This is a genomic window from Pseudochelatococcus lubricantis (genome assembly GCF_042432495.1).
Lineage (GTDB): Bacteria > Pseudomonadota > Alphaproteobacteria > Rhizobiales > Beijerinckiaceae > Pseudochelatococcus > Pseudochelatococcus lubricantis.
The window spans coordinates 383,600-395,413 of sequence record NZ_JBHLXC010000002.1 but is presented as its reverse complement, the minus strand read 5'-3'; the positions used below and the strand labels follow the sequence as shown (position 1 = coordinate 395,413).

Below are 11,814 nucleotides of genomic sequence, written 5' to 3'. Positions count from 1 at the left end.
GCCCAGTCATCGGTTCGGCACGAACTGTACGGGCATGCGTGATATCTGACATTAACATAATTCCACGCAGTCACGCCATATTGAACCACAAGAAGAAATATCCGGCGCCGAAAAGCTTATTGACTTGATTTCTATTGGCGCTCTGCGTTTTTTTAACAAAAATTTAATGAATTTTAACGCGGTTCGAGAGAATATTTCATCATGTTTATTACGGAAAAGGAAAAATTTTTCCGAAAATTCCAAATTTTGACTTGTATCTATATCAAGTTTCCCTCTCATATTCGCGTGGCGTTTTCGCAACACAAGGTTCAAAACGCATCATAATCGTTCCATAATTATTGAATGAACGGTGTCGGTCGGTCATGGTTGTCGCGTCGAGGGCAACCGGACAATCGGATGAGTCGCAGATTACCTGTCTATCGGCGGGGCATTGTGGGGCAAGACTGGTTTTCGGAAGAACAAAGGCGCTTCATCTGCCGGTCTCTTGGAAGGCGGCTTATAGGGGACGGCCTGCTCTCGTAAGGGTCTCGATATCTCTCTGGAGGTCACACAATGAAGCTCGTGAAGAGCCTTCTCCTCGGAACCGCCGCCGGCATCGCCGCGGTTGCCGGAGCTCAGGCTGCAGATCTTCCCGTCACGAAGGCTGCTCCCGTCGAATACGTCCGCGTCTGCTCCACGTACGGCGCTGGCTTCTGGTACGTCCCCGGCACGGATAGCTGCATCCAGCTCTCCGGCCGTGTCCGTGCTGACTACGTCTACATCGAGCCGCGCAACACCAACGCCTCCCCGAACCAGGCTGGCAATGGTCGTTACAAGGATGCCACCGGCATCAAGGCCCGCGCCCGTCTGAACGTCGACGTCCGTACGCCGACCGAGTGGGGCACGCTGCGCGCCTACATGCGCTTCCAGATCGACAAGAACACCGGCAACCAGGGCACCAGCAACGGTGCGCTGCTCGACAAGGCCTACATCCAGTGGGCTGGCATCACCGCCGGTCAGGCCCAGTCGTTCTTCGACTTCTACGCGTCTGACCTGAACTGGGGCAGCTTCGGCGGCGCGCCTGGTTCGGATACCTCGACCAACCTGCTGGCCTACACCGCCACGTTCGGTTCGGGCTTCTCGGCCACCATCTCGCTCGAAGACCGCGGCAACCGCGAGCTGAATTCGAGCTACTACGACCGTGCTGGCCAGCGTCTGCCCGACGTCATCGCCAACCTGCGCGTCGATCAGGATTGGGGCTCCGCTCAGCTGTCGGGCGCCCTGCATCAGCTCAACTCCGGCACGATCTACAATCCGTGGGGCGGCAGCTGGGGCACGCGCGTCGACACCACCTATGGCTGGGCCATTCAGGGTGGCGTGAAGTTCAAGCTCCCGCAGCTCGGCGCGGGTGACGTGCTGTGGCTGCAGGCCGCTTACGCGGACGGCGCTCTCAGCTACCTCGGCCTGAACGGCAGCACCACTGCCGGCAAGGTCTCGAACACCGTGATCGATGGCTACGTCATCAACGGCGATATCAAGACCTCTTCGGGCTTCAACATCACCGCTGCCGGCGTCCACTACTGGACCCCGAGCGTCCGTTCGACCCTCTGGGGTTCGTACACGGACGTGTCCTACAACTCTGCGGTCAAGTTCAGCAACGCGCTGTTCCGCGACTTCAACATGTGGCAGGCCGGTACGGCTCTGATCTGGTCGCCGGTGTCCAAGTTCGACATCGGTGTCGAGGTCCTCTACGGCCGTCTGGAGCGCGACCGCTTCCGCGTCGTCGACTTCAACCAGCCCTACTACGTGAAGCGCAACGAGGACCAGGTCCAGACGCGCATCCGTCTGCAGCGCGACTTCTGATACGCGCTCTCCGTCGTATCGGGATCCACGGCCCCGGCGCTCCTGCGCCGGGGTTTTTCGTTATGGGCCACCTCCCGGCGCTGCCAGATCCGGGGCGCCGTTAACCGGACCTCAACCTTGAACGGCTTTTCTTGTTGCCTGATCCGGATGGATACCGTCCGGACATCCTGCGACCGTGGGTCAACCGGCCCCATGAACAGCCTCAGGTAAGTAGCCCAGGTGAATAGCCCATGACGCAGCCGTCAGGCGCCGTTTACGCCGCGCCGATAATCCCCGCCGGAGCGGGGAGGCGCGCCCGCGCGTTGCTGCGGTGCTTGCCGGTCGCACTGGCGGTCGGGCTCGTCGCCCTGCTGGCGGGCGCGTTTGCTGCTTCGCTGGTGCCGCTGCGCTTCACGGCGCAGACGTCGCTGCTGCTGATGGAGGGGCAGGGCCTCGCGCCGGTGGGCGACAGGCCATCGGTTGCGGCGGCGATCGTCGCCTCGCCGGATTTCGCGCGCGAAGCGGTGGCGCTGCTTGGCGCGGAGACGGTCGCGCGACTGCGCGGCGACCCGCTGGACGGCCTGCCCGGGCTCGTCCGTCAATGGCTGGGGGAACCTGGGGGCAGGAACGGCGCCGGGCGCGACAGCGAGGCCGGCCTTGAACGCGCTTTCCTGAAGGCGCTCGGCACACGCCCGGCAGACGATACCGGCATTCTGTCCATCACCATGACGGCCGACGACGCGGAGGCCGCGGCGCGGGCCGCCAATGTCGTGGCGCAGGTCTACCTCGACCGTCGCAGGGCCGCCGTCACCGAGCGGGACGATGCGCTGCGCGCTGCATCCCTGCGCGTTGCCGAGGCGCAGCAGGCGCTGCAGCGCGGCCTCGATTCCGCCGCGGCCTTCCGGGCCGATCCGGCGGGCGGTGAGACCGCGCAGCGTGCGCGCACGGCCGCGGACGACCTCGCCCTGCTGATCGCCGAACGGGCGGCACTGCTGGCGGAGCAGGATGCGATCGGGCGCCGTCTCGCATCGGTCGAGACGATGGGCGCCTCGGGCGATCTGTTCCGCGCGCCGTCCGAGGGTGCGAACCTGTTGAGCCACCTCGTCGAGCAGCGGCTCACGCTGCGCGCCGAACTCGCCGCCGAGCGCCGCATCCGGGAGGCGCGGCACTGGCGGGTGCGGGCGCTCACGGCGCGGGCCGCCGATCTGGACGACCAGATTTCGCAGGCCCAGGGATCGACACGTGAATGGCTGGCCGGTGAGCGCGAGCATCTGGCGGCGCGTGTCGTGGAGCTCGATACCGCCATCCGGCTGCGGCAAGCGATCATAGCTGCCGCACATGACAATCGCCGGCGCCAGGAGGCGATGGACCGCGACGTCGAGCGGGCGCGCCTGCAACTGGCGCTTGAGCGCGAAAGATTGCAGGATGAGGCGGCGCGCGTGCGCGACGGCGCGGGCGCTGCCCGCGTTCTCACCCCTGCCGGCTCGCCCGAGGCGCCCGACCGCGCGGTGCCGGTGGGCGTCGGCGCGGGCGCGGCCCTGGTCGCCGCGCTCGTCGCGACCGCGCTGTTCGGCGGCGGCACCGGGCGGAGCGGGCGTCCGCGCGGCGGCCTCGCGCCGGGTGCGGTCGGCGCGCCACCGCCGGTTTTCACGGCGGGAGAGGCAGAAACCGCGGCCGGTCCTCCACCGGCGGCCGATATCGCCCCTGTTGCGTCCGCCGCCCCCGCAAGCATCCCGATCCGGGCGGGAGGGTCCGTTCCGCCGCCGGTCGCGCAGCGGCCGCCCTTTGCCTCGGTGCGGGTGGAGGGCGCGGGCGACGATGCGCTCGATGCCCTGCTGGCGCGGCTCGCCATCGCCGCCGTTCCCGAGAGAGGGCGGCGCTTGCTCGTCCTCGGCGCGGCGCCGTCCGGGCGCACGGCGGCAGCCGCTGGTGCACTCGCGCGGCGGCTCGCCCTGCAGGAACGGGTCATTTTCCTCGATCTCACGCTGCCCGCCGCACCGGCCGACGTCGCGGCGGCCGGCTTCGCCGATCTCGTCGAGGGCCGCGCATCGTTTTCGGAAATCATCGTCCGCGATCCCGGTTCCCGGCTCCATCGGATGGAGCGCGGGCGGGCCATCGCGCAAAGCCTGCCGGCGGGCGACGCAGCCGAACTCGCGCTCGCCGCGCTCGACCAGACCTACGACTGGGTCGTCGCTGCGGTGGGGGCGGACGAGCAGGGCGATCTGTCCGACAGGCTGGCCCGGCGCGCCGACGGCGTGGTGCTGGTTGCACAGGGCGATGTCGTCGACGTCGCCGCCTTCGCCGCCTACGAGGCGCTACGCGAGCAGGGGATCGACAACATCGTCGTGGCGCTGGCGGACGCGTAACCGCCGGCGCTGTCCTATTCCTCGCCGGCGCCGCGCTTCTCCATCCAGCGGATGAGCGGCAGGATCGGCAGGATCCAGCCCATGCCGAATACGATATAGAAGGCGAGCTGCGCTGCGCTCGGCCACTCCGGCACGCGCGAATGGGCGAAGGCCATGACGAGCAGCGCGTAGAAGATGCCGAACGCCAGAATGGCGATCGTGCCGATGAACTTTCGCGTGCGCCGCTTCATTATGTCGTCTGCCCCGCTCGGGTCCGCGGCGGCCGGAGGCCGCGCAGGCGTGAAAATCTGCCGCATCCGCGTGCGTTGTGCCGGGCGCGTCGACGGACTATGTTTGGGCTGATCGATACCCGTAATCCCGGAAGCGTCAAGCCGCAACTCATGACGATCAGCACGTTCCCCCCATCCGTCGCCGTCGCCGAAAAAATGGCCGATCCCGCCCGCCGCTCGGTGCGGATATGGCTGGGTATGGTGGCGGCGCTCATTGTGCTGATGGTGATCGTCGGCGGCGCGACGCGGCTCACCGGCTCCGGCCTCTCAATCACCGAATGGCGGCCCGTCACCGGGATGCTGCTGCCGCTGACGGAGACGTCGTGGCTGGCGGAGTTCGAAAAGTACCGCGCCACGCCGCAATATCAGTTGCTCAACCATGGCATGACGCTGGGTGAGTTCCAGTTCATCTATCTGTGGGAATGGGGGCATCGCCAGCTCGGCCGGCTGATCGGTTTCATCTATCTGTTGCCGTTGCTGTGGTTCGCCTACAGGGGCGTCGTGCGTGGGCGGTTCCTCGCCACGCTGCTCGCCATCGGGCTGCTCGGCGGGGCGCAGGGCGGCATCGGCTGGATCATGGTGGCGTCCGGCCTGGAACCCGGCATGACGGCTGTCGCGCCGATCAAGCTCATGCTCCATCTCGTCGCGGCCTGCGGCCTGTTCGTCGCGGTGGTGTGGATCGCCGTCGGCCTGCGCGACAGGCATGCGCGCATCGCCGTGCCCGCGCGGCTGCGGATCACGGGTTCCATCGCGGTCGCGGCGATTCTGGTGCAGATTGCGCTCGGGGCGCTGGTTGCCGGGCTCAATGCCGGCATGTCGTTCAACACCTGGCCGCTGATGGCGGAGCGCCTCATTCCCGACAGCTTCACCCTGCTGCAGGTTTCGCCGTGGTGGCGCAATCTGGTGGAGTCGACCGCGCTCGTGCAGTTCAATCACCGCGTCGGTGCCTATCTGCTGCTGGCGCTGGTCGTCTGGCACGCCATCGACGCGGCAAGGGCCGCGCCGGGCTCGAAGACGGTGCGGATGGCGCGCGTGCTGGCAGGGCTGGTACTGGCGCAGGCCGCCATCGGCATCATGACGCTGCTGCTGTTCGCACCCCTGTGGGCGGCGCTGCTGCATCAGGCGATGGCCGTGCTGCTTCTCGGCCACGCGGTCGCGCACCGGCGCATGATGTCGCCGGCGCGCGTGTTTCCGGTTCAGCCGGCGAGCGCCTGATCGAGGTCGGCGATCAGGTCTGCCGCGTCCTCAAGGCCGATGGAGAGGCGCACCACGTCCGGCCCCAGCCCCGCGGCGATACGTTCCTCCGGCGGCATGTTCTTATGGGTCGTCGTCGCCGGATGGATGATCAGCGAGCGCGTCTCGCCGATGTTGGCGAGGTGCGAGAAGATCTTCAGCGTACTGATGAGGTGTTTCGCCGCCGGCTCGCCGCCCTTGACGCGCACCGTGAACACGGCGCCCGGCCCCTCGGGCGTGTAGCGCTGGACGAGCGGGTGGTTCGGGTGGCCTTCGAGTCCCGGATAGCTCACCTCGGCGATCGCCGGATGGCCGGCGAGATGGCGCGCGACGGCCTGCGCGTTGGCGACGTGGCGGGGCATGCGCAGGTGCAGCGTTTCCGTGCCGGTGAGGGCGAGAAAGGCGTTGAAGGGCGACAGGCCCGGCCCCAGATCACGCATGCCGTAGACGCGGGCTGCGACGCCGAATGCCGTCTGCGGGAATTTCTCGGAAAGCACGATGCCGCCGTAGTCCTCCCACGGCTCCGAGAGCAGCGGGTAGCGGGCGTCGCCCGCCCAGTTGAACTTGCCGGCATCCACGATGATGCCGCCGATCACCTGCCCGTGGCCGCCAATGAACTTCGACAGCGAATGGAAGACGATGTCGGCGCCGTATTCGATGGGGCGGATCAGGTAAGGTGTGGCCAGTGTGTTGTCGACGACGAGCGGGATGTTATGCTTCTTCGCGATATCGGCCACGGCGGCGATGTCGACCACGTCGCCCGAGGGGTTGACGATGGACTCGATGACGATGGCCCGCGTGCGCTCGGTGACGGCGGCGGCGAAGGCGTCGAGATCGAGCGGGTTGGCGAACGTCACCTTGAGGTCGTGGCGCTCTTCGAGGCGGCGCATCAGGCCGAGCGAGCCACCGAACAGGCGGTTGGCGGAAACGTACTCGTCGCCCGATTTCAGCAGCGTCAGCAGGATGACGAGCAGAGCCGACTGGCCGGAGGCGATGGCGACCGCGTTGGTGCCGCCTTCAAGGGTGGCGATGCGCTTTTCCAGCACGGCGCCCGTCGGGTTGCCGCCACGCGCGTAGGAATAGCCGCTCTTGCGCAGCGCGAAAATGTCGGCGGCGGCCTCCGGCGTCTCGAACGCGAAGCCGTTGGTGAGATAGAGAGGCGTCACGCGCGCGCCCGTGACGGGATCGGGACTGGCGCCTGCGTGCACGGCAAGCGTTGCGAAGTGGTTTCTACAGTCGGATGACATGGTTGTTATTCTCCGCCAAATGGCAACAATGTGGCGACGGACACGGTCTGTAAAGGACGGAACGGGCGGTTCACGGCAATGGATCGACCTCGTCGGGACACGGCGTGTCAAACAAGGCCGCGCTCCTGTTCCGCGGGCGTTTCCCCGGCGAGGGAAGAGCGTATATGTTCGATATAACGAACGCCGCGTCCGGTCAACAGCCTGCATGGCATGATGGAGCGCTTCTGGGCGCTGCTGGCGCATTGACCCGACCCGGGGCTTTGGCTACGACCTTTCCGACGTATGGGAGCGATGGTCCGCCATGACGAGGCAATCCGTCCATGTTTGATGCTATGTGGTGGAGGATCAAGGCCTTTGCGCGGGCAGAGGAGTTGTCGCTTTCCGTCTTCGCCATCCTGATCGGCACGGTGACGGGCGTGGGCGTGGCGCTGGCCCACAGCGCGGCGCAATGGCTGCACGAGGAACTGTTCGGGCTTGAGCGGGGTGCGTATCTCAGCGCTTCGCTATCGCTCGATCCCGTGCGCGTCTTCACGTCGCTCATCGTCGGCGGGCTCGTCGTCGGCTGCTACACGTGGGCAGTGCACCGGCTGCGCCGGCGCGATGCCGTCGACCCCATCGAGGCGAATGCGCTCTACGGCGGGCGCGTCTCGCTGACGGACAGCGTGTTGCTGACGGGCGGCACCGTGCTCTCCAGCGGCTGCGGCGCGGCTGTCGGCATGGAGGCGGGCTACACGCAGTTCGGCGCGGGAATGGGGTCGTGGCTCGGGCGGAAATTCAACCTGCGGCGCGCCGACCTGCGCACGCTCGTCGCCTGCGGCGCGGCCGCCGGCATCGCCGCCGCGTTCGATGCGCCGATGGCCGGCGCCTTCTACGCCTTCGAGCTGGTGCTGGGTGCCTATGCGGTGGTGACGCTCGCGCCTGTCATGCTGTCGGCACTGACCGCGCCGGCCGTCGCCGGGCTGTTGACGCAGGAGCTGACCAGCCCGCTGCTCAACATCGACCTCTACTTCTCGCGCTACGACATCATCGTTTTCGTCGGGATTGGCGTCGTCGCGGGCGTGATCGGCATCTGGATCATGAAGATGGCCACGGCGGGCGACTTCGTGCTGCGCCGCTTCAAGGTGCCTGCGCTTCTGCGTCCCGCGCTCGGCGGCCTCGGCGTCGCGGTGCTGGCGCTCTATTCGCCGGCGGTGCTCGGCGCGGGGCACGGCGCGATGCAATATTATCTCGTGCACGCGCACGGCTTCACGGTGCTGCTGGGGCTGCTCGCCGCGAAGGTGCTGGCGGCGGCGTTGTCGGTGGGTACCGGCTTTCGCGGCGGCCTGTTCCATACGTCGCTCTTCGTCGGCATCCTGCTCGGCGACGTCATCGGGTTCGGCATCACGTCGCTCTTCCCGGCGCTGCCGGTGGACCGCATCGTCTATGCGCTCGTCGGCATGGCCTCAATGGCAGCTGCCATCATTGGCGCGCCGATCACCATGATCTTTCTGGTGTTCGAGCAAACGGGCAATATCGCCATCGCCAGCGGCGTGATGATCGGCGCGGTCATCGCCTCGCTGATCGTGCGGCGGCTGTTCGGCTACTCGTTCGCCACCTGGCGTTTCCACGTGCGCGGCGAGTCGATCCGCTCGGCCTTCGACATCAGCTTCGTGAAAGACCTGACGGTGGTGAAGCTGATGCGGCGGGAGGCGCGCACGGCGGGCGAGCACATGACTGTCGCGGCCTTCCGCAAGCGCTTCCCCATCGGCTCCACGGAGCGCGTGTTTCTGGTGGACGAGGGCGGCGGCTACGTGGGCTTCGTGCTGGCGGCGGAGGTGCATGCCAACGGGCAGGACACCGACGCGGAGACCGTGCCGGTGCGCAACCTGCGCCACGCGCCAGACGTCTTCCTGCTGCCGCGCCAGAACATCAACATGATTCTGGAGGCATTCGACAGGGCGGAAACCGAAACGCTGGCCGTGGTCGACGATCCGCAATGCCGGTCCGTTCTGGGCTACGTGACGGAGGCCCATGCGCTGAGGCGCTACGCCCAGGAACTCGATCGGCGGCGGCGGGAGTTGAGCGGAGAGCGCTAGCGATAGCGGTACTATAATACCTAATATCGTAACATTTTGAAATATATAATTATTTCATGGCGTCATCGAATTGACGTCCTCTTGACAGAGCGATTTCAGTAGCTTAGTGATCCGCCATCCCGCGTCGTCTGCTTGTGAGGGCAGGCGGCTCGTTTGTTTTTCCGCTCCCGTCCGGTGCCGCACTGCGGTTCTTCCGGGCCGGGACCTTCTGAATGTGAAGAAGATCCATCATGACGACGTACTCGGCCAAGCCCGCCGAAGTCGAGAAGAAGTGGGTGATCATCGACGCATCCGGCCTCGTGGTCGGCCGCCTCGCCTCGATCATCGCGCTTCGTCTGCGCGGCAAGCACAAACCCACCTTCACGCCCCATGTCGATGACGGCGACAATGTCATCGTCATCAACGCGCAAAAGGTTGTCTTCACCGGCAACAAGTATACCGACAAGCGCTACTACCACCACACCGGCTATCCGGGTGGCATCAAGGAGCGTACCGCCAAGTCCATTCTGGAAGGCCGCTTCCCCGAGCGCGTCGTGGAGAAGGCCGTGGAGCGCATGCTGCCGCGCGGTCCGCTCGGCCGTCGCCAGCTCGGCAATCTGCGCGTGTACGGCGGCGCGGAGCATCCGCACGAAGCCCAGCAGCCCGAGGCGCTGGATGTTGCCGCCCTCAACCGCAAGAACGCGAGGAGCGCCTGATCATGTCCGATACCATCCAGAGCCTTGCCGATCTCGGCCAGATCGCCGGTGTTGTCAGCGACACGCCGGAAGCGCCCCGCTACGAGCAGAAGCTCGACGCCCAGGGCCGCGCCTACGCCACCGGCAAGCGTAAGGACGCCATCGCCCGCGTGTGGATCAAGCCCGGTGAGGGCAAGATCGTCGTCAACGGCCGTTCGGTCGAGACCTACTTCGCCCGTCCGGTGCTGCGCATGATCCTGCGCCAGCCGCTGGTGCTGGTGAACCGCGACGGCCAGTACGACGTCACCGTCACCGTCACCGGCGGCGGCCTCTCCGGTCAGGCGGGCGCGGTGCGCCACGGCCTCTCCAAGGCACTGACCCACTACGAGCCGGAACTGCGCGGCCCGCTGAAGAAGGAAGGCTTCCTCACCCGCGACAGCCGTACCGTCGAGCGTAAGAAGTACGGCCGCGCCAAGGCCCGCCGTTCCTTCCAGTTCTCGAAGCGCTGATTCTTCACGCCGGTTGCCGGCTGCGAAACCGGCAGCCGGCGCGAGAGACGACAGGGCGGCCGCAGGGCCGCCCTTTTTGTTTGCGACGTGCGCCCCCGTCCGCATAAAAAAACCGGCGGTCAGAGACCGCCGGAGTTGCTCCCCTCATTATTCGTGGGCCGTCGTCAGACGGAGTAGTACATATCGAACTCGACCGGGTGCGGCGTGTGTTCGAAGCGGATAACTTCCTGCATCTTCAGTTCGATGTAGGAGTCGATGAACGTGTCGCTGAACACGCCGCCGGCCTTGAGGAAGGTGCGGTCCTTGTCGAGTTCCTGCAGCGCCTCGCGCAGGCTGGCCGAGACGGTCGGGATCTGCTTCAGCTCACGCGGGGGCAGATCGTAGAGGTCCTTGTCCATGGCTTCGCCGGGATCGATCTTGTTGAGGATGCCATCGATACCCGCCAGCGCCAGCGCCGAGAAGGCGAGATAGGGGTTGGCGGCCGGATCGGGGAAGCGCACCTCAAGCCGCTTGGCCTTCGGGTTCGTCGTCCACGGAATGCGGCAGGACGCCGAGCGGTTGCGCGACGAATAGGCCAGCAGCACGGGGGCTTCGAAGCCGGGCACGAGACGCTTGTAGGAGTTCGTGGACGGGTTCGTGAAGGCGTTCAGCGCCTTGGCATGCTTGATGATGCCGCCGATGTACCACAGGCACTCCTGGCTGAGGTCGGCATACTTGTTGCCGGCGAAGAGCGGCTTGCCTTCCTTCCAGATGGACTGGTGCACGTGCATGCCCGAGCCGTTGTCGCCGTAGATGGGCTTGGGCATGAAGGTCGCAGTCTTGCCGTAGCTCGACGCGACATTATGGATGCAGTACTTGTAGATCTGCATCGCGTCGGCGGTCTCGACAAGCGTGGCGAACTTGATGCCGAGTTCGTGCTGGGCGGAAGCGACCTCGTGGTGGTGCTTCTCGACGGTCACGCCCATGGCGGCGATGGCGGCCAGCATCTCGCTGCGGATGTCCTGGCTGGCATCGAGCGGGGGAACGGGGAAGTAGCCGCCCTTGGTCGGGATGCGGTGGCCGAGGTTGCCGCCCTCGTATTCGGTATCGCCGTTGGTCGGCAGTTCGGCGGCATCCAGCTTGAAGCCGGTGTTGTAGGGGGTCGCGGTGAACCTGACGTCGTCGAACAGGAAGAACTCGGCCTCCGGCCCCACGAAGAGCGTGTCGCCGATCCCGGTGGACTTCAGGTAAGCTTCCGTCTTCTTGGCGATGCCGCGCGGGTCGCGCTCATAGGGTTCGCCGGTCGTGGGTTCCAGCACGTCGCAGACGATGGAGAGCGTCGAGGCCGAGAAGAACGGGTCGACCTGGGCGGTCGTCGGGTCGGGCAGCAGCACCATGTCGGATTCGTTGATGGCCTTCCAGCCGGCAATGGACGAACCGTCGAACATCGTGCCTTCGCTGAAGAAGTCTTCATCGATGAAGGACACGTCGAAGGTGACGTGCTGCCATTTGCCGCGCGGGTCGGTGAAGCGCAGGTCGACGTAACGGATGTCGTTGTCCTTGATGAGCTTGAGGACATCCTGAGCGGTCGTCATGAGTAACGTTCCTTGTTGCTTTCGTTAGGTGCCGGGCCATTTGCGA

9 protein-coding genes are annotated in these 11,814 nt (G+C 66.0%); 6 read left to right on the top strand and 3 right to left on the bottom strand.

What is annotated here, in order from left to right; all coding sequences use genetic code 11:
* The first annotated feature begins 552 nt into the window (after nucleotides 1-552).
* Together ACFFJ7_RS04720 and ACFFJ7_RS04715 are read left to right on the top strand one after the other, a co-directional pair.
* Nucleotides 553-1,842 (top strand): porin, encoded by a 1,290-nt coding sequence (locus tag ACFFJ7_RS04720; RefSeq protein WP_166947666.1) that lies wholly within the window; start codon nucleotides 553-555, stop codon nucleotides 1,840-1,842.
* A gap of 230 nt (nucleotides 1,843-2,072) precedes the next feature.
* A complete protein-coding gene (locus ACFFJ7_RS04715; RefSeq protein ID WP_377590905.1) occupies nucleotides 2,073-4,187 on the top strand; it encodes a GumC domain-containing protein in 2,115 nt (704 codons plus the stop codon).
* A gap of 14 nt (nucleotides 4,188-4,201) precedes the next feature.
* Here ACFFJ7_RS04715 and ACFFJ7_RS04710 read toward each other — a convergent pair whose 3' ends face one another.
* Entirely contained in the window at nucleotides 4,202-4,417 is a 216-nt protein-coding gene (locus ACFFJ7_RS04710) for a DUF2842 domain-containing protein (protein ID WP_377590904.1), read from the bottom strand.
* Nucleotides 4,418-4,567: 150 nt separating this feature from the next.
* On the opposite strand from ACFFJ7_RS04710, the gene ACFFJ7_RS04705 reads away from it, so the two are divergent.
* On the top strand, nucleotides 4,568-5,671 hold the full coding sequence (locus ACFFJ7_RS04705) for a COX15/CtaA family protein (protein ID WP_377590903.1): 1,104 nt from the start codon (nucleotides 4,568-4,570) through the stop codon (nucleotides 5,669-5,671).
* Here ACFFJ7_RS04705 and ACFFJ7_RS04700 read toward each other — a convergent pair.
* The gene (locus tag ACFFJ7_RS04700; protein WP_377590902.1) at nucleotides 5,653-6,936 is read right to left on the bottom strand and encodes an O-acetylhomoserine aminocarboxypropyltransferase/cysteine synthase family protein; all 1,284 of its coding nucleotides are present in this window, start codon (nucleotides 6,934-6,936) and stop codon (nucleotides 5,653-5,655) included. The two genes, ACFFJ7_RS04705 and ACFFJ7_RS04700, sit on opposite strands and share 19 nt — an antisense overlap.
* A 320-nt stretch (nucleotides 6,937-7,256) precedes the next feature.
* On the opposite strand from ACFFJ7_RS04700, the gene ACFFJ7_RS04695 reads away from it, so the two are divergent.
* The 3 genes from ACFFJ7_RS04695 (at nucleotide 7,257) to rpsI (ending at nucleotide 10,194) form a co-directional block, all read left to right on the top strand.
* Nucleotides 7,257-9,011 carry a chloride channel protein gene (locus ACFFJ7_RS04695; RefSeq protein WP_166947656.1) on the top strand — a complete coding sequence of 585 codons (1,755 nt, stop codon included), beginning with the start codon at nucleotides 7,257-7,259 and terminating at the stop codon, nucleotides 9,009-9,011.
* 230 nt (nucleotides 9,012-9,241) lie between these two features.
* Nucleotides 9,242-9,706: a 50S ribosomal protein L13 gene (gene rplM / locus ACFFJ7_RS04690; protein WP_166947654.1), complete on the top strand. Its 465-nt coding sequence runs from the start codon at nucleotides 9,242-9,244 to the stop codon at nucleotides 9,704-9,706.
* Nucleotides 9,707-9,708: 2 nt separating this feature from the next.
* Nucleotides 9,709-10,194, top strand: a complete 486-nt coding sequence (gene rpsI / locus ACFFJ7_RS04685) for a 30S ribosomal protein S9 (protein WP_166947652.1) — start codon at nucleotides 9,709-9,711, stop codon at nucleotides 10,192-10,194.
* A 164-nt stretch (nucleotides 10,195-10,358) separates the two neighbouring features.
* On the opposite strand, the gene glnA is transcribed toward rpsI, so the two are convergent.
* Entirely contained in the window at nucleotides 10,359-11,768 is a 1,410-nt protein-coding gene (glnA, locus tag ACFFJ7_RS04680; RefSeq protein ID WP_166947650.1) for a type I glutamate--ammonia ligase, read from the bottom strand.
* Nucleotides 11,769-11,814: the final 46 nt, after the last annotated feature.